Origin of the sequence: Streptococcus sp. 339 (assembly GCF_013277285.1) — a bacterium.
In the GTDB taxonomy this organism is placed as follows: domain Bacteria; phylum Bacillota; class Bacilli; order Lactobacillales; family Streptococcaceae; genus Streptococcus; species Streptococcus pseudopneumoniae.
Genome location: NZ_VMMR01000054.1, coordinates 13,875 through 36,414, shown reverse-complemented (window position 1 = coordinate 36,414; position 22,540 = coordinate 13,875). Strand labels below are relative to the sequence as shown.

The following is a 22,540-nucleotide window of genomic DNA, read 5'->3' as shown; positions in this document are numbered from 1 at the left end:
CGTTATTGGGCGGTTACGGCGTAAGCGCGTCATAACAAGGTATCTATCATTCATGGAAGACCTCCTGTATACTATTAGTAAAGTAAAACTATTGGAGGATATTTGAATGCCACAACCTATTAGTCCCACAGAGCTTCCACAATCTCGTCCTTTTGATTCTAAAAAGAGAAATGATAGTCTGCTTAAAATTCAGCAGAAAATCATTTAGAAGATAAGAAGAATGTTCGTCTCTTAGAAGCCAATCAGGTTGAAGAATTAGGGTTTGAGATAGAAGTTTTATAAAAAATCAAAAAAATAAACAACAAAAACAAACATAAACTATTGACTTTTTCAAACAATAGTAGTATATTATGTTTGTGAGGACTAATTGACTGTTTCTTAAAGACAGCCAATACACTGCTGGAATCCAGCCTAGAAAAAATAAAAAGGAGTATACAATATGTCTATTGTTATCGGTGCAGATGCTGCAGGTTTGAGATTGAAAGAAGTGGTGAAAGACTTCTTAGAAAAAGAAAACTTTCACCTTGTGGATGTTACAGCTGAAGGTCAAGACTTTGTTGATGTGACTCTCGCTGTTGCTGCAGAAGTAAACAAAGAAGAACAAAACCTTGGTATCGTGATTGATGCTTATGGAGCTGGTCCATTTATGGTCGCAACTAAGATCAAAGGAATGGTTGCTGCAGAAGTATCTGACGAACGTTCAGCTTATATGACTCGTGGCCACAACAACTCACGTATGATCACTATGGGAGCACAACTTGTTGGTGATGAATTGGCTAAAAATATCGCTAAAGGATTTGTTAACGGTCAATACGATGGTGGACGTCATCAAATCCGGGTCGACATGTTGAATAAAATGTGCTAATACTCTTCAAAAATCAAGATAATCTGTTGTCAGCTCACTTTAGCTAACCTCAGTTATGCTTGCAGCTCGCTTCCTAAGCTAATCTTGATTTTTCTTGAGTAGGGATAAATGATATTAGATTTATATAATTAATCGGAGGGAATAACTAATGAGAATTGCAATTGGATGTGACCACATCGTAACAGATGAAAAAATGGCGGTTTCAGAATTTTTGAAATCAAAAGGATATGAAGTTATTGACTTTGGTACCTATGACCATACACGTACTCACTACCCAATCTTTGGTAAAAAAGTAGGGGAAGCTGTAACTAGCGGCCAAGCTGATCTTGGGGTATGTATCTGTGGTACTGGTGTTGGTATCAACAACGCTGTAAATAAAGTTCCAGGTGTTCGTTCTGCCTTGGTTCGTGATATGACAACAGCCCTTTATGCTAAAGAGCAATTGAACGCTAACGTTATCGGTTTTGGTGGTAAGATTACTGGTGAATTGCTTATGTGTGATATCATCGAAGCTTTCATCCATGCTGAATACAAACCATCTGAAGAAAACAAAAAATTGATTGCGAAAATTGAACACCTTGAAAGTCACAATGCTCAACAAACAGACGCAAACTTCTTCACTGAATTCCTTGAAAAATGGGATCGTGGAGAATACCACGACTAAGAGGTGACCTATGATTTTAACAGTCACAATGAACCCATCCATTGATATTTCCTATCCCTTGGATGAGTTAAAAATTGATACTGTCAATCGTGTGGTGGATGTAACCAAAACGGCTGGTGGTAAAGGTCTTAATGTTACTCGTGTTCTTTCAGAATTTGGTGATCCAGTTACTGCTACTGGTTTAGTGGGTGGCAAACTTGGTGAGTTTTTGGTTGAACATATCGATAATCAAGTAAAGAAAGATTTCTTCTCAATTCAGGGAGAAACTCGTAACTGTATTGCTATTCTTCACGGAGACAACCAAACAGAAGTTCTTGAAAAAGGTCCTGTAGTATTGGAACAGGAAGGTCAAGACTTTTTGGATCATTTCAAAAATCTCTTAGAGTCAGTTGAAGTAGTCGCTATTTCAGGTAGTCTGCCAGCTGGCCTTCCAGTTGATTACTATGCGAGCTTGGTAGAACTTGCTAATCAAGCTGGTAAGCCTGTTGTCTTGGACTGCTCTGGTGCAGCACTTCAGGCGGTTCTTGAATCACCATATAAACCAATAGTCATCAAACCAAATAATGAGGAATTGTCTCAACTTCTAGGAAGAGAAGTTTCTGAGGATTTGGATGAATTAAAAGAAGTCCTTCAAGAACCCTTGTTTGCAGGGATTGAATGGATTATCGTTTCACTTGGTGCCAACGGTGCCTTTGCCAAACATGGAGACACTTTCTACAAGGTAGATATTCCTAGAATTCAGGTAGTCAACCCTGTCGGATCTGGAGACTCTACTGTAGCAGGAATTTCTTCAGGACTACTTCATAAAGAATCGGATGCAGTATTACTCATCAAGGCAAATGTCCTTGGTATGCTCAATGCTCAAGAAAAAATGACTGGTCATGTCAACATGGCCAACTATCAAGCTCTATATGATCAATTAATAGTAAAAGAGGTATAAAATGGCTTTAACAGAACAAAAACGTGCACGCTTAGAAAAACTTTCTGATGAAAATGGTATCATCTCAGCTCTTGCATTTGACCAACGTGGTGCTTTGAAACGCCTCATGGCTCAACACCAAACAGAAGAACCAACTGTGGCTCAAATGGAAGAACTGAAAGTTTTGGTAGCAGATGAATTGACTAAATACGCTTCATCTATGCTTCTTGACCCTGAGTATGGACTTCCAGCAACTAAAGCTCTTGATGAAAAAGCTGGTCTCCTTCTTGCTTATGAAAAAACAGGTTATGATACAACAAGCACAAAACGCTTGCCTGACTGCTTGGATGTTTGGTCTGCAAAACGTATTAAAGAAGAAGGTGCAGATGCAGTTAAATTCTTGCTTTACTATGATGTAGATAGCTCAGACGAACTCAACCAAGAAAAACAAGCTTACATCGAACGCATTGGTTCTGAGTGTGTGGCTGAAGATATCCCATTCTTCCTTGAAATCCTTGCTTACGATGAAAAAATTGCTGACGCTGGTTCTGTAGAATACGCTAAAGTAAAACCACACAAAGTTATCGGTGCTATGAAAGTCTTCTCAGACCCACGCTTTAACATTGATGTCTTGAAAGTAGAAGTTCCTGTTAACATTAAATATGTTGAAGGCTTCGCTGAAGGTGAAGTAGTTTACACACGTGAAGAAGCAGCAGCCTTCTTCAAAGCACAAGATGAAGCAACTAACTTGCCATACATCTATTTGAGTGCTGGTGTATCAGCTAAACTCTTCCAAGATACTCTTGTATTTGCCCATGAATCAGGTGCAAACTTTAACGGAGTTCTTTGTGGTCGTGCAACATGGGCTGGATCAGTTGAAGCTTACATCAAAGATGGTGAAGCAGCAGCTCGCGAATGGCTTCGCACAACTGGATTTGAAAACATTGATGAGCTCAATAAAGTTCTTCAAAGAACAGCGACTTCATGGAAAGAACGTGTGTAAGAAAGTCCTCCTAGTTTAGGAACATGAATCTAAAAAAATTTGAAAAAAGTTGTATGTAAAGGTTTACAAAATAACTTACTTGTGCTATACTTAAATCACAAGTTAATATGAATTAGAAAGTAACTAGATGAAGTATAATAAAAATAAGGTATAGTTTATTTTACGAGCTAGGAAGGAATAATACGGAAACAATATTGCCAGAATAAACTATATTTAGACGCACATTTCAATTCGTTGTTTTATAAAAGGAGAAGATAAATGGCTACTAAAAAGAGTTTTAAAGCGTTAGTTGTAGGACTAGGTATTGTTTCAATATTCTCATCAGCCTTACCTATGGTTAGTCATTCTGTATTTGCAGATAGTGCCCTAACTAGAGTAGATAAAGCAAATGATATTGTTTTGAATGTTGATGGGAATAAATTTTATAATGTTTCGGTTTCAGAAGATATTGTAAATGCTGGTCAAATTTTGGAAGATTATTTTTATGTAGATAAATTTGGAAATATAAATTTAAAAGGTACTCCTGAAGAGCTAGCAAAAAATATTGGTATTTCTGTACAAGAAGCAAGTTTGATGTATGAAGCTGTAAAAGAGTTGCCTAACGTTTACGAAAGAGGTCCTGTAGGTTTTCGTTTCAATCTTGGTCCTCACGTGAGGGAGCTGGGTGGCTGGGCTGTAAAAACTGCTGTAGAAAATTATTGGACAGTTGCTGTAGCTACAGTAGAGGTGCCATTTGTAAACCTTGTTTACGCCATAGATTTACCTTAAAGGTTATTTCTTTATGAATAGTTCGTTTAAAAAAATAACCGTATTTTGTTTTATAGTTTCTTGTGTTCTTTGTTTATTAGATTTAATGAATTTTAAAAATGTAGCTACTTTTTTATTTTTCTGTCTTCCTGTTTTTGTTTTGATTTACAAAAATAAATAAAAACAGAGCCTCTGTTTGATGAATTTTAGAACATAGTTAAGTTTAAAAAAAGTTGTATGTAAAGGTTTACAAAATAACTTACTTGTGCTATACTTAAATCACAAGTTAATACAAGGTGAGTGTTACTAAGTAATATTAGGCATGATCACAGGTGAATTAGGAATCGACTGATTTTCTAGTTCATTTGTGGTCATTTTTTGTACTCATATACCTTTAAGATATAAAAGGAGGTTCACATGTATCGAATTCTAAATCCAATGAATCACAATGTTTCGCTTGTCAGAAATGATAAAGGAGAAGAAGTGATTGTGATTGGTAAGGGGATTGCATTTGGAAAGAAGAAAGGAGATTTGATTGCTGAACAGCAGGTTGAGAAAATATTTCGGATGAAGACCGAAGAGTCCAGAGAAAACTTTATGGCTCTTCTCAAAGATGTTCCGCTTGATTTTATCACAGTGACCTATGAGATTATTGATAAGCTTTCCAAGAAATATCACTATCCGATTCAAGAGTATCTCTACGTAACCTTGACAGATCATATTTACTGTTCTTACCAAGCTCTAACTCAAGGAAGGTACAAGGATAGTAATCTGCCAGATATTTCCACTAAGTATCCTGTCGCTTTTCAAATCGCAAATGAAGCTTTTGAAATTTACCGTCAGAAGCTAGCGGATCATTTTCCTGAGGATGAAATTATTCGGATTGCTTATCATTTCATCAATGCCGAAGGTGAGAATGAAGTCCAAGTGGTTGAGTCGATTGATAAGAGGAAAGAAATTCTCAGGAATGTTGAAGAAGTTTTGAAGGACTATGCAATTCAACGAACCAAAGAGAATAACCATTTCTATGATCGTTTTATGATTCATTTGAATTATTTCTTGGATTATTTAGATAGATCTAGAGATGATAACCAATCACTTCTGGATATGGAAGACCATATTAAACAATCCTATCCAAAAGCCTTCGAGATTGGCTCCAAGATCTATGATGTGATTACGCAACATACGGGTCTTGATTTGTATAAAAGTGAACGAGTTTATCTAGTTCTACATATCCAACGTTTATTGTCATAAAAATTATTTAAAATTATATAAGGAGAATTCTATCATGAATAGAGAAGAAGTAACATTGTTAGGTTTTGAAATCGTAGCCTATGCTGGCGATGCTCGTTCAAAACTATTAGAAGCCTTGAAGGCTGCTGAAGCTGGTGATTTTGAAAAAGCGGACGCTCTGGTAGAGGAAGCTGGTAGCTGTATTGCAGAGGCTCACCACGCGCAAACAAGTCTATTGACTAAGGAAGCTTCTGGTGAGGACTTAGCTTATAGTGTAACCATGATGCATGGCCAAGACCACTTGATGACAACTATCTTGTTAAAAGATTTGATGCACCATTTAATTGAACTCTACAAGAGAGGAGTTAAATAATGAACAAACTAATTGCATTTATCGAGAAAGGAAAGCCTTTCTTTGAGAAACTATCTCGTAATATCTATCTTCGTGCTATTCGTGATGGTTTTATTGCTGGTATGCCTGTTATTCTCTTCTCAAGTATCTTTATCTTGATTGCCTTTGTACCAAACTCATGGGGCTTTAAATGGTCTGATGAAGTTGTAGCCTTTCTGATGAAACCTTATAGCTATTCTATGGGTATTCTGGCTCTCTTGGTAGCTGGTACAACAGCTAAGTCATTGACCGACTCAGTAAACCGTAGCATGGAGAAAACCAATCAAATCAACTATATGTCAACGCTGTTAGCAGCGATTGTTGGTTTGTTGATGTTGGCAGCTGACCCAATTGCAGGTGGTTTTGCAACAGATTTCCTTGGAACAAAAGGTTTGCTTTCAGCCTTCCTTGCTGCCTTCGTTACTGTAGCCATCTATAAGGTTTGTGTTAAGAACAACGTCACTATTCGTATGCCTGACGAAGTTCCACCAAATATCTCACAAGTCTTTAAAGATGTGATTCCATTCACTCTCTCAGTTGTTTCACTTTATGCTCTTGATTTACTAGCTCGTCATTTTGTTGGTGCAAGCGTAGCTGAATCAATCGGTAAATTCTTTGCACCACTCTTCTCAGCAGCAGACGGATACCTTGGTATTACCATTATCTTTGGTGCCTTTGCCTTCTTCTGGTTTGTGGGTATTCATGGTCCATCTATTGTTGAACCTGCTATCGCAGCGATTACCTATGCAAATGCTGAAGTCAACTTGAACCTTCTCCAACAAGGTATGCATGCTGATAAAATCCTTACTTCAGGAACTCAAATGTTTATCGTTACTATGGGAGGTACTGGTGCGACACTGGTTGTTCCATTCATGTTCATGTGGTTAACAAAATCAAAACGTAACCGTGCAATCGGACGTGCTTCAGTAGTTCCAACTTTCTTTGGTGTAAATGAACCAATCTTGTTTGGTGCACCATTGGTATTAAATCCAATCTTCTTCATTCCATTTATCTTTGCTCCAATTGCAAACGTATGGATCTTTAAATTCTTTATTGAAACTCTTGGAATGAACTCATTCACTGCTAATCTACCATGGACAACCCCAGCTCCACTAGGTCTAGTTCTTGGTACTAACTTCCAAGTTCTATCATTCATTCTTGCTGCCCTTCTAATCGTGGTTGACGTTGTCATTTACTATCCATTCCTTAAGGTCTATGATGAACAAATTCTTGAAGAAGAACGTTCAGGTAAGTCTAATGATGAATTGAAAGAAAAAGTTGCTGCAAACTTCAACACTGCAAAAGCGGATGCTATTCTTGAAAAAGCAGGTGTAGAAGCAGCACAAAATACCATCACTGAAGAAACAAATGTCCTCGTTCTCTGTGCAGGTGGAGGTACAAGTGGTCTCCTTGCAAATGCTTTGAACAAGGCAGCTGCAGAATATAATGTTCCTGTGAAAGCAGCAGCAGGTGGCTATGGTGCTCACCGTGAAATGTTACCAGAGTTTGATCTAGTTATCCTTGCCCCTCAAGTTGCTTCAAACTTTGAAGATATGAAAGCAGAAACAGATAAACTCGGTATTAAACTTGCCAAGACAGAAGGCGCTCAATACATCAAATTAACTCGTGATGGAAAAGATGCTCTTGCATTTGTACAAGCTCAATTCGATTAAGGCTAGGGACTGTGAAACAGTCTCCTCTCGTTACGGAAATCACTATGGCGAATTTCCTAATCGCCTTGTTAATTCCTCGGTAAAAAAGTATCGTTTTTACCTCCTCATGTCACAATTCGATTAAGGCTAGGGACTCTGAAACAGTCTCCTCTCGTTACGGAAATCACTATGGCGAATTTCCTAATCGCCTTGTTAATTCCTCGGTAAAAAAGTATCGTTTTTACCTCCTCATGTCACAATTCGATTAAGGCTAGGGACTCTGAAATAGTCTCCTATCGTTACGGAAATCGCTATGGCGAATTTCCTAATCGCCTTGTTAATTCCTCGGTAAAAAAGTATCGTTTTTACCTCCTCATGTCACAATTCGATTAAGGCTAGGGACTCTAAAATAGTCTCCTATCGTTACGGAAATTGCTATGGCGAATTTCCTAATCGCCTTATTAATTCGTCGGTAAAAAGATATCGTTTTTACCTCCTCATGTCACAATTCGGTGACTTGGTACAAGAAGTGAGATGGAGAAGGATGGCTCACTGACTCCTCTCCTCTCACTTTTACTTTATTTAAATCAAGAAATAGGTGAAAAAATGACAAAAACACTTCCAAAAGACTTTATTTTCGGTGGCGCAACAGCTGCCTATCAAGCAGAAGGCGCTACGCATACCGATGGAAAAGGACCAGTAGCGTGGGATAAATATCTTGAAGATAACTACTGGTACACTGCAGAACCAGCCAGTGATTTTTACAATCGATATCCAGTTGACCTCAAGTTGGCAGAAGAGTATGGTGTTAATGGTATTCGAATTTCCATTGCTTGGTCACGTATTTTCCCAACCGGTTACGGTCAAGTAAATCAGAAAGGTGTCGAGTTTTATCATAATTTATTTGCAGAGTGTCACAAACGTCATGTTGAGCCCTTTGTAACTCTTCATCACTTTGACACGCCAGAAGCTCTTCACTCAAATGGAGATTTCTTAAACCGTGAAAATATTGAACACTTTGTAGACTACGCTGCCTTCTGTTTTGAAGAATTTCCAGAAGTAAACTATTGGACAACCTTTAATGAAATTGGACCAATCGGTGATGGTCAATACTTGGTTGGGAAATTCCCTCCAGGTATTCAGTACAACCTTGCCAAAGTTTTCCAATCGCACCACAATATGATGGTTTCTCATGCGCGTGCAGTCAAGCTATATAAAGATAAAGGTTATAAAGGTGAAATTGGTGTTGTTCATGCACTGCCAACCAAGTATCCTCTAGATCCTGAAAATCCAGCAGATGTTATTGCGGCAGAGTTGGAGGACATTATCCATAATAAATTTATCTTGGATGCAACTTATCTGGGTCACTACTCTGAAAAGACTCTGGCAGGGGTAGAGGCTATCTTGGCTGCCAATGGTGGTAGCTTGGATCTTCGTGAAGAAGATTTCACAGCATTAGAAGCTGCAAAAGACTTGAACGACTTCCTTGGAATCAATTACTATATGAGTGACTGGATGGAAGCCTTTGATGGCGAAACAGAAATTATCCATAATGGTAAAGGTGAAAAAGGAAGCTCTAAATACCAAATCAAAGGTGTTGGTCGTCGTGTAGCTCCTGATTATGTACCACGTACAGATTGGGATTGGATTATCTATCCTCAAGGTTTGTATGACCAAATCATGCGTGTGAAGAAAGATTATCCGAACTACAAGAAGATTTACATCACTGAAAATGGTCTTGGATATAAAGATGAGTTCGTCGATAACACTGTTTATGATGATGGACGTATTGATTATGTCAAACAACACTTGGAAGTATTATCTGATGCGATTGCAGATGGAGCTAATGTAAAAGGTTACTTCATTTGGTCATTGATGGACGTCTTCTCATGGTCAAACGGTTATGAAAAACGTTACGGTCTCTTCTATGTAGACTTTGAAACTCAAGAACGTTATCCTAAGAAATCAGCTCACTGGTACAAGAAAGTAGCGGAAAGTCAGATTATAGACTAGTAGAATGAGTAATTAGATATAGAATTCTAGTGAGGTAAAAAGATGTTCAAAAATTTTATCCAATCTATTTATGAAAAAGTTTATATTATCAACTTTGAAAAATGCTCTCAAATACCGTGTTTGACGAATGAAGAACTGAAAAGCCTTGGGAAATGGTATGTCTCGACCGGTAAAGAATGGATTTGTCATTCAGACTATGAGCTGGAAGAATTTAAAAATCTATTTTTAAATTTTATCAATCCTGAAGAATGGGATACTATCTCCTTTGATTCAGATTTTATGCCGTTTCAACAATCGTAACTAATTGCTCAAAAAAGTTAAATCTTATATCTAGTACTCTGCAAAACTCTTATCTAATCACCTTGCTTATACTCAATGAAAATCAAAGAGCAACTTTAAACTAGGAAGCGAGTCGCAGATTTCTCAATGCATAGCTTTGAGGTTGCAGATAAAGCAATTGGGCAAAAAATCTTTGATACAGAAAAACGCATAATATCAGGTGTTGAAAAACCTTGATACTATGCGTTTTATTGTGGGAAGATTTACTTTTTTTTTCTTCTGAAATTGAGTTGTTACCCAGAATCTTTCAGTTGATTAAGGCTTGATGACTTTAGTATGTTTAGATAGCTCAAAAAGGATTGAATCACTTAGTTTAGAATCTGAAACAATAGTATCAAGATTTGATACATTATAAAAAGTATAAAAATCAAACTTATTGAACTTACTATGATCTGCGAGTAAATATTTTTTATTAGAATTATTTAAAGCGATGCGTTGAGCCTCTCCCTCTTCCTCGCTAAAAGTAGCTAGAGCCCCGTTTTGAATACCATTACAGCTAACGAAAGCTTTAGAAAATTGGAGATTAGAGAGATTTTGTAGGGTCAATGTGCCAACAAAAGCACCTGTAATATCGCGATAATTTCCACCTATCAAAATCAAATCTGTTAATTTTCGTTCGCTTAAAATCAGAAAAACAGGTAGACTGTTGGTCACGACGCGGATATTGTCAATAGGCAATTCGCGCGCAAAAAATTCTAATGTTGTTCCTGGTCCAATAAAAATAGTTTCTCTTTCTTCTACTAGACTGCCTGCAAAACGGGCTATTTCTTGTTTTTCTGCCGTTTGGAGGGCTTGTTTTTCAATATTTGATCGCTCATTAGTCAAAAGGGAGTTGGTTCGAAGTTTTTCAGCTCCACCATGCACACGAATCAGCAAATCTTTATCAGCTAATTCCTGTAAATAGCGCCTTGCAGTCATATCTGAAACGGCTATTTCGTCCATAATCTGTTTAACCGTTATGGTTCCTTTACTATTTACTGTCTCTAAAATTTTGGTTAATTTTTCTTGTTTGAGCATATTATCACCTCGTTTCCTACTACTATCTTACCATAAACTAGCTCATCATTCAAATACAAAAACAACAAAATAAAACAAAAACAAAAATATCGAGGTTTGTTTTCAAAACTTCGATATTTTATGGCTCTATAATATTTGTAGTGGGTAAGTCCCCTATAGATATTATGGAGCCTATTTTTGTGTAGAAAAAAAGTCCCATAAGATCTATAATGAAAAGCGACCAAACTATCATTAGAAAGAATCATATGGAACAGTTACATTCTATCACAAAACTACTCGATATTAAAGACCCTAATATCCAAATTATAGATATCATTAATAAGGATACACACAAGGAAATCATCGCTAAACTAGACTATGAGGCCCCATCTTGTCCTGATTGCGGAAGCCTAATGAAGAAATATGACTTTCAAAAACCGTCTAAGATTCCTTACCTTGAAACGACTGGTATGCCTACTAGAATCCTCCTTAGAAAACGCCGTTTTAAGTGCTATCAGTGCTCTAAAATGATGGTCGCTGAAACTTCTCTCATCAAGAAAAATCACCAAATACCTCGTATCATCAACCAAAAGATTGCTCAGAAGCTGATTGAAAAAACTTCCATGACCGATATTGCTCATCAGTTGTCTATTTCAACTTCAACTGTCATTCGCAAGCTCAATGACTTTCACTTTAAGCATGACTTTAGACGACTTCCTAACATTATGTCCTGGGACGAGTATTCTTTTACCAAGGGAAAGATGAGTTTCATTGCACAAGATTTTGACAATCTCAACATTATCACCGTTCTTGAAGGTAGAACACAAGCTGTCATACGAAATCACTTTCTTCGATACGATAGAGCTGTTCGTTGTCAGGTGAAAATCATTACTATGGATATGTTTAGTCCTTATTATGACTTAGCTAAACAGCTTTTTCCATGTGCTAAAATCGTTCTAGATCGATTTCACATTGTACAACATCTCAGCCGTGCTATGAGTCGTGTTCGTGTCCAAATCATGAATCAATTTGAGCGAAAATCTCATGAATATAAGGCCATCAAACGTTACTGGAAGCTCATTCAACAGGATAGTCGTAAACTGAGTGATAAACGATTTTATCGCCCTACTTTTCGTATGCACTTAACCAATAAAGAGATTCTAGACAAGCTTTTGAGCTATTCAGAAGACTTGAGACACCACTATAATCTCTATCAGCTCTTGCTTTTTCACTTTCAGAATAAGGAAGCTGACAAATTTTTCGGACTCATTGAGGACAATCTAAAGCAGGTTCATCCTCTTTTTCAGACTGTCTTTAAAACCTTTCTCAAGGACAAAGAGAAAATTGTCAACGCTCTTCAACTACCCTATTCTAACGCAAAATTGGAAGCCACTAATAATCTCATCAAGCTTATCAAGCGCAATGCCTTTGGTTTTCGGAACTTTGAAAACTTCAAAAAACGGATTTTTATCGCTCTGAACATCAAAAAAGAAAGGACGAAATTTGTCCTTTCTCGAGCTTAGCTTTTCTTCAACCCACTACAGTTGACAAAGAGCCTATTTTATTAGATTATTATTTTGTTGTTTCAAGTTTACTTTTTGATGGTTAAGAGTGGTGGAGAATTATACTCAATGAAAATCAAAGAGCAAACTAGGAAGCTAGCCGTAGGTTGCTCAAAACACAGTTTTGAGGTTGTAGANNGTCAGTGAGCATATCTACGGCAAGGCGAAGCTGACGTGGTTTGAAGAGATTTTCGAAGAGAATTAGTCTAAACCGTAGTTATAGTCATCGTCTTGCATGGCTTCAACTTCGCCAAGAAGGTAACCATTTCCGACTTGAGAGAAGAAGTCATGGTTGGAAGTTCCTGTTGAAATACCGTTCATAACGATTGGGTTGACATCTTCAGCTGAATCTGGGAAAAGTGGATCTTGTCCCATGTTCATGAGAGCTTTATTGGCATTGTAGCGAAGGAAGGTTTTAACCTCTTCAGTCCAACCAACACCGTCATAAAGACTCTCTGTGTAGCCTTCTTCATTTTCATAAAGAGTATAGAGTAGGTCGTACATCCATTCTTTGAGTTTTTCTTGCTCTTCTTCAGGCAATTCATTGAAACCAAGTTGGAATTTGTAACCAATGTAGGTTCCGTGAACAGACTCGTCACGAATAATCAATTTAATGATTTCTGCAACGTTGGCTAGTTTGTTGTTACCGAGATAGTAGAGGGGAGTGAAGAAACCAGAGTAGAAGAGGAAGGTTTCGAGGAAGACGCTGGCAACTTTCTTTTCAAGTGGGCTGCCGTTTAGGTAGATTTCGTTGACAATCTCAGCCTTCTTTTGTAGGTAAGGATTGGTATTGGTCCATTCGAAAATTTCTTCAATCTCAGCCTTAGTATTTAAGGTAGAAAAGATTGATGAGTAAGATTTAGCGTGGACAGATTCCATAAATTGGATGTTATTGAAAACAGCTTCCTCATGTGGTGTACGGATGTCTGCGCGAAGGGCTTCAACCCCAGTTTCAGATTGCATAGTGTCAAGAAGGGTTAAACCACCAAAGACTTTTCCGACCAAGTCTTTCTCTTTGTTAGATAGCTTTCTCCAGTCATCCAAGTCATTTGACAAGGGAATACGTGTATCGAGCCAGAATTGCTCCGTCAGCTTTTCCCAAGTTGATTTGTCGATGACATCTTCGATGGCATTCCAGTTAATGGCTTTGTAGTAAGTTTGTGACATGTTTTCTTCTTTCGATCTTGTAAAAAATTATTTTCTTCTTTTTCCTGCTAAGTGTTTAGCGCCCTCTGAACTTCCGTGTCTCAGTCCATCAGAAGCTACTTTATCAACCTTCTTTTTCATGAAGGAATTTTCCTTTTTTAAAGATGAATTCTCTTTTTTTAAAAATGAAATTTCTTTTTTTAATTTTTTATTTTCTTGTTTTGTTTTGCCAAATAAAAACAATTTATCAGTCTCCTAAAATGAATAAAAGTTAGAAAAAATTACGAACAGTATCAATTGTATTTATAGAGCGACGAATTAAATCACACAGCTTTCACATTGGTTGGCACCGACTTCTCCACCGTCATCTGTAAAGGTACGGACGTAGTAGATAGACTTGATACCCTTGTTAAAGGCATAGTTACGAAGGATAGATAAATCACGTGTTGTTTGTTTGTTTTCTTTCTTCCATTCGTAAAGACCTTTTGGAATGTCACTACGCATGAAGAGAGTGAGTGAAAGTCCTTGGTCCACGTGCTCAGTCGCAGCAGCGTAAACATCGATGACTTTACGCATATCCATGTCGTAAGCAGAAGTGTAGTAAGGAATGGTTTCTGTTGACAAGCCAGCAGCAGGATAGTAGATTTTACCGATTTTCTTTTCTTGGCGTTCTTCGATACGTTGCGTAATCGGGTGGATAGAAGCAGAAACGTCGTTGATATAGCTGATAGAACCATTTGGCGCTACAGCAAGGCGGTTTTGGTGGTAAAGACCATCTGCTTGAACCTTGTCGCGAAGTTCAGCCCAGTCAGCAGCACTTGGGATAAAGACATCTTTGAAGAGTTCTTTAACACGGTCTGATTTTGGAACAAACTCGCCTGTAATATACTTGTCGAAGTAGCTTCCCTTAGCATAGTCTGATTTTTCAAAGTTGTGGAAGGTGATACCACGTTCACGCGCAATATTGTTTGACTCAATCAAGGTCCAGTAGTTCATAAGCATAAAGTAGATGCTTGTAAATTCAACAGACTCAGGCGATCCATATTCAATCAATTGTTGGGCGAGGTAGCTGTGAAGTCCCATGGCACCGAGACCAAAGGTGTGGGCTTGGCTATTTCCATGGTCGATAGTAGGAACAGCTACGATGTGTGAACTATCTGTAACGAAAGTAAGGGCACGAACCATAGCACGGATAGAACGACCAAAGTCAGGTGAAGTCATCATGTTGACAACGTTGGTTGAACCAAGGTTACATGAAACGTCTGTTCCCATTTGCAGGAATTCTTGAGCATCATTGATCAAGCTTGGTTCTTGGACTTGAAGAATCTCAGAACACAAGTTACTCATGATAATCTTTCCATCAACAGGATTTGCACGGTTAGCCGTATCGATGTTGACTACATAAGGGTAGCCAGACTCTTGTTGCAATTTAGAGATTTCAGTTTCCAAATCACGCGCCTTGATTTTTGTCTTGCGAATATTTGGATTTGCGACCAATTCATCGTATTTTTCAGTGATGTCAATGTAGTTGAATGGCACACCGTATTCTTTTTCTACAGAGTAAGGGCTGAAGAGGTACATTTCTTCATTTTTACGCGCCAATTCGTAGAATTTATCTGGTACTACCACACCAAGTGATAGGGTTTTGACACGAACTTTTTCATCGGCATTTTCTTTCTTAGTTGAAAGGAAGGCGATGATGTCTGGGTGAAAGACATTGAGGTAAACAACACCGGCACCTTGACGTTGACCCAATTGGTTAGAGTAAGAGAAACTGTCTTCGAAGAGTTTCATAACTGGCACAACCCCAGAGGCTGCTCCTTCATACCCTTTAATAGGAGCTCCAGCTTCACGAAGGTTGCTGAGGGTAATTCCCACACCACCACCGATACGTGAAAGTTGAAGAGCTGAGTTGATAGAACGTCCGATAGAGTTCATATCATCCGTCACTTGGATTAGGAAACAAGATACCAACTCCCCACGACGAGCACGTCCAGCATTCAAGAAGGAAGGAGTAGCAGGTTGGTAGCGTTGGTGGATGATTTCATTGGCAATATCGATTGCAACAGCTTCATTCCCATCAGCGAAATAAAGGGCGTTAAAGAAGACACGGTCTTCCATACTTTCAAGATAGTATTCACCGTCATTAGTCTTCAAGGCATATTGATTGTAAAATTTATAAGCTGCCATGAATGACTTGAATTGGAAGTTTTGGTCTTTGATAAATTGAGCCAATTCTTCCAAGAACTCTGGACGGTATTTCTTGATAAAAGCTGTTTCGATGTAGTTGTGTTCAATGAGGTAGTTGATTTTATCAGTAATTGAATCAAAAACCATAGTGTTTGGAACGACATTTTCTTTAAAGAAGGCATCCAAGGCTTCTTTATCTTTATGAAGCATGATTTGTCCATTGACAGGACGGTTGATTTCGTTATTGAGACGGAAGTAAGTCACGTCTTCAAGATGTTTTAATCCCATAAAATTTCCCTTATCTAATTACAAAAGAAAGGCTTCTAAGTTAGCCCTAAAAGCAGTTTCTTCTGGATGATGTACTAAGATTATGCTAATTGTTTCAGTTTTCCTGGTTGGAAACCTGAAAAGACTTCAGTTGGTGTTTGAATAATAGGAGCTGCGCTAAAACCGAGTTCTTTGACTTGATCGATGTACTCAGGCTGCTCATCAAGATTGATTTCTTTATATTCAACGTTATTACTGTCCAAGAAACGCTTGGTCATTTTACATTGGACACAATTGTTTTTAGAATAAACGGTTACCATTGTGTAACTCCTCTTTAAAATTTAATTCTATCCTAGTATATCAGAAAATAAAATTTTGTCAATGATTTGAACTAAATATAGTGGTCTATTTTTCTAGTCAAGCTCACAAAACACAATATGTAGTGTTTGTTTTATAAAACAGCAATGATTATCCTATAAATCGTTTTTAAAGAAACTATATCCTGTGTTTTGTTATCTAGGATAGAAGATTTTCAGCAAGTTATCTGAAAGGAAATTGAAGGAAAATCCAGAAAATGCTTGAAAAAAATCCTAGAAGATGGTATAATACCAAATTGTAAGGGTTATCACATATAACTCAAAAAAGAAAGAACAAAAGGAGAGTCAAACTATGGCTTCTAAAGATTTCCACGTAGTGGCAGAAACAGGTATTCACGCACGTCCAGCAACATTGTTGGTACAAACTGCTAGCAAATTTGCTTCAGATATCACTCTTGAGTACAAAGGTAAATCAGTTAACCTTAAATCAATTATGGGTGTTATGAGTCTTGGTGTTGGCCAAGGTGCTGACGTAACTATCTCAGCTGAAGGTGCAGATGCAGATGACGCTATCGCTGCAATCTCAGAAACAATGGAAAAAGAAGGATTGGCATAAGGGAAATGACAGAAATGCTTAAAGGAATCGCAGCATCTGACGGTGTTGCAGTTGCAAAAGCATATCTACTCGTTCAACCGGATTTGTCATTCGAGACTATTTCAGTCGAAGATACAAACGCAGAAGAGGCTCGTTTGGATGTTGCTCTTGAAGCTTCTCAAAACGAGCTTTCTCTTATCCGCGAGAAAGCTGTAGGTACGCTTGGTGAAGAAGCGGCTCAAGTTTTTGACGCTCATTTGATGGTTCTTTCTGACCCAGAATTGATTGGTCAGATTAAAGAAACAATTCGTGCTAAGAAAGTCAACGCAGAAGCAGGTCTTAAAGAAGTGACTGACATGTTCATCACTATCTTTGAAGGTATGGAAGACAACCCATACATGCAAGAACGTGCAACGGATATCCGCGACGTGACAAAACGTGTCTTGGCAAATCTTCTTGGTAAGAAATTGCCAAACCCAGCTTCTATCAATGAAGAAGTAATTGTGATTGCGCATGACTTGACACCATCTGATACAGCTCAATTGGACAAAAACTTTGTAAAAGCTTTTGTAACAAACATTGGTGGACGTACAAGCCACTCAGCTATCATGGCACGTACACTTGAAATTGCAGCTGTATTGGGAACAAATAACATCACTGAAATCGTCAAAGACGGTGATATCCTTGCCGTTAACGGAATTACTGGTGAAGTGATTATCAACCCAACAGATGAACAAGCGGCAGAATTTAAAGCAGCTGGTGAAGCTTATGCTAAACAAAAAGCTGAATGGGCACTTTTGAAAGATGCTCAAACAGTGACTGCTGACGGTAAACACTTCGAGTTGGCCGCTAACATCGGTACTCCAAAAGACGTTGAAGGTGTTAACAACAACGGTGCTGAAGCTGTTGGACTTTACCGTACAGAGTTCTTGTATATGGATTCTCAAGACTTCCCAACTGAAGACGAACAGTATGAAGCGTATAAGGCTGTTCTTGAGGGAATGAATGGTAAACCAGTCGTTGTTCGTACAATGGATATCGGTGGGGATAAGGAACTTCCTTACTTCGATATGCCACATGAAATGAACCCATTCCTTGGATTCCGTGCCCTTCGTATCTCTATTGCCGAAACTGGAGATGCTATGTTCCGCACACAGATCCGCGCTCTTCTTCGTGCATCTGTTCATGGTCAATTGCGTATCATGTTCCCAATGGTTGCCCTCTTGAAAGAATTCCGTGCAGCTAAAGCAGTCTTTGATGAAGAAAAAGCAAACCTTCTTGCTGAAGGTGTTGCAGTTGCGGATGACATCCAAGTTGGTATCATGATTGAAATCCCTGCAGCAGCAATGCTTGCAGACCAATTTGCAAAAGAAGTAGACTTTATGTCAATTGGTACAAACGACTTGATCCAATACTCAATGGCAGCAGACCGTATGAACGAGCAAGTTTCATATCTTTACCAACCATATAACCCATCAATCCTTCGCTTGATCAACAACGTTATCAAGGCAGCTCACGCTGAAGGTAAATGGGCTGGTATGTGTGGTGAGATGGCTGGTGACCAAACAGCTGTTCCACTGCTTGTCGGAATGGGCTTGGATGAGTTCTCTATGTCAGCAACATCTGTACTTCGTACACGCAGCTTGATGAAGAAACTCGACACAGCTAAGATGGAAGAGTACGCAAACCGTGCCCTTACAGAATGCTCAACAATGGAAGAAGTTCTTGAACTTCAAAAAGAATACGTTAATTTTGATTAATGTGATTAACCTTGTAACCTAGTTGCAAGGTTTTTTGGGCGCATTTTGGAAAAGTATGGTCTAATACTCTTTCAAAATCTCTTCAAACCACGTCAGCGTCGCCTTAACGTAGATATGCTCACTGACNNAGTTTCCTAGTTTGCTCCTTGATTTTCATTGAGTATAAGATAAAAGCAAAGGTCTAACAAGTGATGTAGCCCTTTTGAGTTATACAAGCAAATTACCATGAAAAAGCTGTTGTTGGAGCATTGAGCGCTTCTAACCATTGTTTATTTTTCGCAGGGCAAAGAGTTACGGATATACCTGCCATATCCAGACTGGTCATAAATGTTCCTGATTTTATAAATGTAATAGTGATTCCTTCAATTTCTAAGAGTTGAAGGAGATCATTGATAAATATACCCATTTCTAAGTTGCTGGTAGTGCCTAGATTATTTACAAGCAATATAAATTGATCACCCTTTTTCCAATGATAGTGCAATCTTAATTTACTTATAATTTCATTTGCAAGGATTTCCGATGATTGGAATGGGACTATACGATAGCCTTCTTCGCCATGTATCCCAATACCATAAGAAATATTTCCTTCTTCCAAGTTAAATAGTGGAAGGGTGGCTTGGGGGAGACTAGCTGATTTCGTTGCAAAGCCAATTGTTGCGATTTCGGTAGCAAGTTCATAACCTAAATTAGTTAGTTGCTCGATGTCAGCACCGTTCTGAGCCGCATATCCTAGGATTTTATGAAGTAAAATAGTCCCTGCAAGCCCTCTTCCTCTAATTTGAAATCTATTGTGAGGTTCAATAGAAATATCGTCGTGTGCTAGACTATAGCCGACCTTAATTCCTTCTTGTCTAGCAGTATTAATGGCCCAGCTAAATTCTTTGATGTCTGCTTCGAAATTTTTTACAATGATGAAGACACCGTGACCATTGTTTAAAAAACGAATGGACTCTAAGATTTCAGTTCTTGTAGGAGGAGTAAATAATTGGCCATAGATAGCAGCAGTAAGCATTCCTTTTCCCACATATCCAATATGAGCGGGTTCGTGACCGGAACCTCCACCCGACAATATTGGAACCTGATGAGGATTGCGATTTTTTTGATAGACTAGTGGTAAAGTAGGGTGTTTTTCTAATTCAGGATGACTGCTGACAGTTGCTGAAATGTAACTTGAAATAATTTTCTGTTTATGATTTGAAATAAATGTCATTGTGGCCTCTTTCCAATAATTGTCATGATGAGATAGTCTGGTTGTGGAACTGGACTTTTTTTATTGACGCAAGCCTTCACGATTTCTGCTAGAGCATGTGAGTGATAATCTAGCAAAAAACAAGTATAAGCAGATGAATCGCTATCAATCTGACCATATTCTCTTAAAATTTTTGATACAAGCAAGCGACAGTAGCTGATAAAGTGGTCATAGAAGTTATTTTGCCCTTGAATATCAAAAAGTTGAATATAAAAATCACGCTCTTGTTCGAAATAAAGAAATAATTCTTGTAATAGTTTTTGGCCTGAAATGAAGTCCAAGTTATTGGTGATATACTCGGTTAAGTCAGTTTCAAATATCCAGTCTAGCAGTTCATATTTGTCAAGAAAATGATTGTAAAAGGTCTGTCTACGAATGCCAGCTGATTCCATGATATCTACAATGGAGATTTTATCAAATTCTCTAGTAGCTAATAGGTCTCTAAATGCCTTGGCAATCCGTTTTTTTGTAATGAGTGATGATGCCATAGGAAGCCTTTCTTTTACTTACTTCATTTTACCAAAAAAATGTTTGAAACGGGTTTAAAAGGGGACAAATAATAGAATCTGTCCCTTATCATCCAGCAATAAAAAGTATATAATGAAATCGAAAACAAAGGTAGATGCCGAAAGGAGTTTCTCATGAAAAAAATTATAAATGAACAGACACAAGTTGTTGATGAAATGTTGCAGGGGTTGTCATTCATGCATGATGACTTGGTTCAACGCTTAGATGGTTTTGATGTTATCGTTAGAAAGGCAGAAAAGACAGGAAAAGTTGGACTCATTTCAGGTGGAGGTTCAGGACATGAACCCAGTCATGCTGGATTTGTAGGAGATGGAATGTTGTCTGCTGCCATTTGTGGAGCAGTCTTCACTTCACCTACTCCGGACCAAATTTTAGAAGCCATTAAGTCGGCTGATGAAGGTGCTGGGGTCTTTATGGTCATCAAGAACTATTCTGGGGACATCATGAACTTTGAAATTGCACAAGAACTTGCTGAAATGGAAGGTATTGATGTAGCAAGCGTTGTAGTCGATGATGATATTGCTGTTGAAAATAGTCTCTATACCCAAGGGCGTCGAGGTGTTGCAGGTACTATTTTAGTCCATAAAATTTTGGGTGCTGCGGCTCGTTCCGGTAAATCATTATCTGAAATGAAAGACTTGGCCGATAAACTTGTGTTAGAAATTAAAACAATTGGGCTGGCTCTGTCTGGAGCAACCGTTCCTGAAGTTGGGAAACCAGGTTTTGTTCTAGAAGATGATGAATTTGAATATGGAGTTGGTATCCACGGTGAACCAGGATATAAAAAAGAGAAAATGCAACCTTCAGCACAATTGGCCTCAGAATTGGTTGAAAAATTATCTGAAGGTTTCCAACTTAAAGCTGGTGAACGCTATGGCCTTCTCATCAATGGTTTAGGAAGCACTCCTCTTATGGAACAATACGTATTTGCAAATGATGTGGCTAAATTACTCCATGAAAAAGGTGTTGAGTTGGCGTTTAAGAAAATTGGAAACTATATGACATCAATTGATATGGCTGGATTATCATTAACATTGATTCGATTGGCAGATGATGAGTGGTTGGAAGCTCTATATGCACCTGTTACTACCCCAGCTTGGTAAAACTCAAGGAGGAAATGTCGCATGAATGCTGAACAAGCTCTTGAATGGATGAAGCTTTTTAATGAAAAGATTCAAGAACAGAAAGATTACCTTAGTGAGCTAGACACTCCTATAGGAGATGGAGACCACGGTGGAAATATGGCGCGTGGAATGGCTGCAGTTATGGAAAACTTAGAAGGAAAGCAATTTGAAACAAGCAGTGATGTGTTTAAACTTGTCTCAATGCAATTACTGAGTAAGGTAGGCGGTGCTTCTGGTCCCTTGTATGGCTCTGCTTTTATGGGCATGGCCAAGGCTGATTCAAATTCGAAATTAGAAGAAATCTTACAAAGTGGTTTGGATATGATTATCAAACGTGGGAAAGCAGAAATTGGAGAAAAGACAATGGTTGATGTTTGGACTCCTGTTATTGCCGCTTTGTCTGCTGGTCAATTGACTCAAGAGGTTATTGATAAGGTAGTGAATGCTACCAAAGATTTACTTGCAACTAAAGGAAGGGCGTCTTATGTAGGAGAACGTTCTCTTGGACATATTGATCCTGGATCATTCTCATCAGGATTACTCTTTACTGCTCTTTTAGAAACTGGGGTGGTTTAATGGGAAGTATTGGTCTTGTTATCGTTTCACATTCCAAAAACATTGCAGAAGGTGTCGTTGAACTGATTAGTGAAGTAGCTAAAGATGTTCCGATTACTTATGTAGGAGGAACCGAAGATGGAGGAATTGGAACAAGTTTTGATCAAGTAGATAGGGTTGTTTCCGAAAATCCAGCAGATACCTTATTAGCCTTTTTTGACCTGGGTTCTGCTAAAATGAACTTAGAAATGGTGGCTGATTTCAGTGATAAAAGTATCATCATCAATAGGGTTCCAATTGTAGAAGGTGCTTATACTGCAGCTGCTCTTCTTCAGGCTGGTGCAGAACTGTCAGTTATTCAAACACAGTTGTCTGAGCTTGAAATCAATAAATAAGGAATTTTACTATAACACTTTTTATAGGTG

Annotated in this window: 23 protein-coding genes and 1 pseudogene; 17 read left to right on the top strand and 7 right to left on the bottom strand. The window is 38.2% G+C overall.

The genetic code is table 11. The annotated features are described in order from the left end of the window. Positions 1-198: 198 nt before the first annotated feature. The 11 genes and pseudogenes from HT736_RS07550 to HT736_RS07500 form a co-directional block, all read left to right on the top strand. Positions 199-282, top strand: a pseudogene (locus tag HT736_RS07550) (aldose epimerase); the annotation flags it as partial. A gap of 157 nt (positions 283-439) precedes the next feature. Further along, the gene (lacA, locus tag HT736_RS07545; protein WP_000029273.1) at positions 440-865 is read left to right on the top strand and encodes a galactose-6-phosphate isomerase subunit LacA; all 426 of its coding nucleotides are present in this window, start codon (positions 440-442) and stop codon (positions 863-865) included. Between the two features lie 148 nt (positions 866-1,013). Beyond that, the gene (gene lacB / locus HT736_RS07540) at positions 1,014-1,529 is read left to right on the top strand and encodes a galactose-6-phosphate isomerase subunit LacB (RefSeq protein WP_001216910.1); all 516 of its coding nucleotides are present in this window, start codon (positions 1,014-1,016) and stop codon (positions 1,527-1,529) included. A 10-nt stretch (positions 1,530-1,539) separates the two neighbouring features. Continuing rightward, complete coding sequence (locus HT736_RS07535; protein ID WP_172930908.1) at positions 1,540-2,469, top strand: tagatose-6-phosphate kinase; 930 nt, start codon at positions 1,540-1,542, stop codon at positions 2,467-2,469. 1 nt (position 2,470) lies between these two features. Next, a complete protein-coding gene (lacD, locus tag HT736_RS07530; protein ID WP_050971600.1) occupies positions 2,471-3,451 on the top strand; it encodes a tagatose-bisphosphate aldolase in 981 nt (326 codons plus the stop codon). 258 nt (positions 3,452-3,709) lie between these two features. Next, positions 3,710-4,219: a hypothetical protein gene (locus HT736_RS07525; protein WP_172925072.1), complete on the top strand. Its 510-nt coding sequence runs from the start codon at positions 3,710-3,712 to the stop codon at positions 4,217-4,219. Between the two features lie 396 nt (positions 4,220-4,615). After that, entirely contained in the window at positions 4,616-5,452 is an 837-nt protein-coding gene (locus tag HT736_RS07520; protein WP_119946761.1) for a transcription antiterminator, read from the top strand. A 34-nt stretch (positions 5,453-5,486) separates the two neighbouring features. Beyond that, on the top strand, positions 5,487-5,804 hold the full coding sequence (locus tag HT736_RS07515) for a PTS lactose/cellobiose transporter subunit IIA (protein ID WP_001078331.1): 318 nt from the start codon (positions 5,487-5,489) through the stop codon (positions 5,802-5,804). Beyond that, positions 5,804-7,495, top strand: a complete 1,692-nt coding sequence (locus tag HT736_RS07510; protein WP_172930907.1) for a lactose-specific PTS transporter subunit EIIC — start codon at positions 5,804-5,806, stop codon at positions 7,493-7,495. The genes HT736_RS07515 and HT736_RS07510 overlap by 1 nt, the downstream gene beginning before the upstream one ends. 585 nt (positions 7,496-8,080) lie before the next feature. Continuing rightward, complete coding sequence (gene lacG, locus HT736_RS07505) at positions 8,081-9,487, top strand: 6-phospho-beta-galactosidase (protein WP_172930906.1); 1,407 nt, start codon at positions 8,081-8,083, stop codon at positions 9,485-9,487. Positions 9,488-9,529: 42 nt separating this feature from the next. After that, positions 9,530-9,787: a DUF3884 family protein gene (locus HT736_RS07500; RefSeq protein ID WP_000475754.1), complete on the top strand. Its 258-nt coding sequence runs from the start codon at positions 9,530-9,532 to the stop codon at positions 9,785-9,787. Positions 9,788-10,081: 294 nt separating this feature from the next. Here the strand turns inward: HT736_RS07500 and HT736_RS07495 are convergent, their stop codons facing one another. After that, positions 10,082-10,843, bottom strand: coding sequence for a DeoR/GlpR family DNA-binding transcription regulator (locus HT736_RS07495; protein WP_172922736.1), 762 nt, complete (start codon positions 10,841-10,843; stop codon positions 10,082-10,084). A gap of 245 nt (positions 10,844-11,088) precedes the next feature. On the opposite strand from HT736_RS07495, the gene HT736_RS07490 reads away from it, so the two are divergent. Then, positions 11,089-12,345 (top strand): ISL3 family transposase, encoded by a 1,257-nt coding sequence (locus HT736_RS07490; RefSeq protein WP_172930905.1) that lies wholly within the window; start codon positions 11,089-11,091, stop codon positions 12,343-12,345. Positions 12,346-12,585: 240 nt separating this feature from the next. On the opposite strand, the gene nrdF is transcribed toward HT736_RS07490, so the two are convergent. The 4 genes from nrdF to nrdH form a co-directional block, all read right to left on the bottom strand. Next, entirely contained in the window at positions 12,586-13,551 is a 966-nt protein-coding gene (gene nrdF, locus HT736_RS07485) for a class 1b ribonucleoside-diphosphate reductase subunit beta (protein WP_172930904.1), read from the bottom strand. A 27-nt stretch (positions 13,552-13,578) separates the two neighbouring features. Next, complete coding sequence (locus tag HT736_RS07480; RefSeq protein ID WP_172930903.1) at positions 13,579-13,773, bottom strand: hypothetical protein; 195 nt, start codon at positions 13,771-13,773, stop codon at positions 13,579-13,581. Positions 13,774-13,848: 75 nt separating this feature from the next. Continuing rightward, the gene (gene nrdE, locus HT736_RS07475; RefSeq protein WP_172930902.1) at positions 13,849-16,008 is read right to left on the bottom strand and encodes a class 1b ribonucleoside-diphosphate reductase subunit alpha; all 2,160 of its coding nucleotides are present in this window, start codon (positions 16,006-16,008) and stop codon (positions 13,849-13,851) included. A gap of 80 nt (positions 16,009-16,088) precedes the next feature. After that, the gene (gene nrdH / locus HT736_RS07470) at positions 16,089-16,307 is read right to left on the bottom strand and encodes a glutaredoxin-like protein NrdH (protein WP_000259242.1); all 219 of its coding nucleotides are present in this window, start codon (positions 16,305-16,307) and stop codon (positions 16,089-16,091) included. 349 nt (positions 16,308-16,656) lie between these two features. On the opposite strand from nrdH, the gene HT736_RS07465 reads away from it, so the two are divergent. Further along, a complete protein-coding gene (locus tag HT736_RS07465; protein ID WP_000146947.1) occupies positions 16,657-16,920 on the top strand; it encodes a phosphocarrier protein HPr in 264 nt (87 codons plus the stop codon). Positions 16,921-16,925: 5 nt separating this feature from the next. After that, positions 16,926-18,659, top strand: coding sequence for a phosphoenolpyruvate--protein phosphotransferase (gene ptsP / locus HT736_RS07460; RefSeq protein WP_172930901.1), 1,734 nt, complete (start codon positions 16,926-16,928; stop codon positions 18,657-18,659). Between the two features lie 220 nt (positions 18,660-18,879). Here the strand turns inward: ptsP and dhaQ are convergent, their stop codons facing one another. Both dhaQ and dhaS read right to left on the bottom strand, forming a co-directional pair. Next, on the bottom strand, positions 18,880-19,869 hold the full coding sequence (gene dhaQ / locus HT736_RS07455; RefSeq protein WP_054393042.1) for a DhaKLM operon coactivator DhaQ: 990 nt from the start codon (positions 19,867-19,869) through the stop codon (positions 18,880-18,882). Then, complete coding sequence (gene dhaS / locus HT736_RS07450; RefSeq protein WP_000168611.1) at positions 19,866-20,396, bottom strand: dihydroxyacetone kinase transcriptional activator DhaS; 531 nt, start codon at positions 20,394-20,396, stop codon at positions 19,866-19,868. The genes dhaQ and dhaS overlap by 4 nt, the downstream gene beginning before the upstream one ends. 153 nt (positions 20,397-20,549) lie before the next feature. On the opposite strand from dhaS, the gene dhaK reads away from it, so the two are divergent. Genes dhaK through dhaM form a run of 3 tightly spaced genes read left to right on the top strand, consistent with a single transcriptional unit; the run spans position 20,550 to position 22,510 of the window. Continuing rightward, positions 20,550-21,539, top strand: coding sequence for a dihydroxyacetone kinase subunit DhaK (gene dhaK, locus HT736_RS07445; protein ID WP_172923876.1), 990 nt, complete (start codon positions 20,550-20,552; stop codon positions 21,537-21,539). A gap of 21 nt (positions 21,540-21,560) precedes the next feature. Next, positions 21,561-22,136: a dihydroxyacetone kinase subunit DhaL gene (gene dhaL, locus HT736_RS07440; RefSeq protein WP_054393040.1), complete on the top strand. Its 576-nt coding sequence runs from the start codon at positions 21,561-21,563 to the stop codon at positions 22,134-22,136. Further along, on the top strand, positions 22,136-22,510 hold the full coding sequence (gene dhaM, locus HT736_RS07435) for a dihydroxyacetone kinase phosphoryl donor subunit DhaM (protein ID WP_050236558.1): 375 nt from the start codon (positions 22,136-22,138) through the stop codon (positions 22,508-22,510). Before dhaL ends, dhaM begins: the two co-directional genes overlap by 1 nt. Positions 22,511-22,540: the final 30 nt, after the last annotated feature.

What these genes read in the sequence shown, in the direction of transcription:
- lacA (WP_000029273.1), top strand. Translation starts at nt 440, where the DNA reads ATGTCTATTGTTATCGGTGCAGATGCTGCAGGTTTGAGATTGAAAGAA.
- lacB (WP_001216910.1), top strand. Translation starts at nt 1,014, where the DNA reads ATGAGAATTGCAATTGGATGTGACCACATCGTAACAGATGAAAAAATG.
- HT736_RS07535 (WP_172930908.1), top strand. Translation starts at nt 1,540, where the DNA reads ATGATTTTAACAGTCACAATGAACCCATCCATTGATATTTCCTATCCC.
- lacD (WP_050971600.1), top strand. Translation starts at nt 2,471, where the DNA reads ATGGCTTTAACAGAACAAAAACGTGCACGCTTAGAAAAACTTTCTGAT.
- HT736_RS07525 (WP_172925072.1), top strand. Translation starts at nt 3,710, where the DNA reads ATGGCTACTAAAAAGAGTTTTAAAGCGTTAGTTGTAGGACTAGGTATT.
- HT736_RS07520 (WP_119946761.1), top strand. Translation starts at nt 4,616, where the DNA reads ATGTATCGAATTCTAAATCCAATGAATCACAATGTTTCGCTTGTCAGA.
- HT736_RS07515 (WP_001078331.1), top strand. Translation starts at nt 5,487, where the DNA reads ATGAATAGAGAAGAAGTAACATTGTTAGGTTTTGAAATCGTAGCCTAT.
- HT736_RS07510 (WP_172930907.1), top strand. Translation starts at nt 5,804, where the DNA reads ATGAACAAACTAATTGCATTTATCGAGAAAGGAAAGCCTTTCTTTGAG.
- lacG (WP_172930906.1), top strand. Translation starts at nt 8,081, where the DNA reads ATGACAAAAACACTTCCAAAAGACTTTATTTTCGGTGGCGCAACAGCT.
- HT736_RS07500 (WP_000475754.1), top strand. Translation starts at nt 9,530, where the DNA reads ATGTTCAAAAATTTTATCCAATCTATTTATGAAAAAGTTTATATTATC.
- HT736_RS07495 (WP_172922736.1), bottom strand. Translation starts at nt 10,843, where the DNA reads ATGCTCAAACAAGAAAAATTAACCAAAATTTTAGAGACAGTAAATAGT.
- HT736_RS07490 (WP_172930905.1), top strand. Translation starts at nt 11,089, where the DNA reads ATGGAACAGTTACATTCTATCACAAAACTACTCGATATTAAAGACCCT.
- nrdF (WP_172930904.1), bottom strand. Translation starts at nt 13,551, where the DNA reads ATGTCACAAACTTACTACAAAGCCATTAACTGGAATGCCATCGAAGAT.
- nrdE (WP_172930902.1), bottom strand. Translation starts at nt 16,008, where the DNA reads ATGGGATTAAAACATCTTGAAGACGTGACTTACTTCCGTCTCAATAAC.
- nrdH (WP_000259242.1), bottom strand. Translation starts at nt 16,307, where the DNA reads ATGGTAACCGTTTATTCTAAAAACAATTGTGTCCAATGTAAAATGACC.
- HT736_RS07465 (WP_000146947.1), top strand. Translation starts at nt 16,657, where the DNA reads ATGGCTTCTAAAGATTTCCACGTAGTGGCAGAAACAGGTATTCACGCA.
- ptsP (WP_172930901.1), top strand. Translation starts at nt 16,926, where the DNA reads ATGACAGAAATGCTTAAAGGAATCGCAGCATCTGACGGTGTTGCAGTT.
- dhaQ (WP_054393042.1), bottom strand. Translation starts at nt 19,869, where the DNA reads ATGACATTTATTTCAAATCATAAACAGAAAATTATTTCAAGTTACATT.
- dhaS (WP_000168611.1), bottom strand. Translation starts at nt 20,396, where the DNA reads ATGGCATCATCACTCATTACAAAAAAACGGATTGCCAAGGCATTTAGA.
- dhaK (WP_172923876.1), top strand. Translation starts at nt 20,550, where the DNA reads ATGAAAAAAATTATAAATGAACAGACACAAGTTGTTGATGAAATGTTG.
- dhaL (WP_054393040.1), top strand. Translation starts at nt 21,561, where the DNA reads ATGAATGCTGAACAAGCTCTTGAATGGATGAAGCTTTTTAATGAAAAG.
- dhaM (WP_050236558.1), top strand. Translation starts at nt 22,136, where the DNA reads ATGGGAAGTATTGGTCTTGTTATCGTTTCACATTCCAAAAACATTGCA.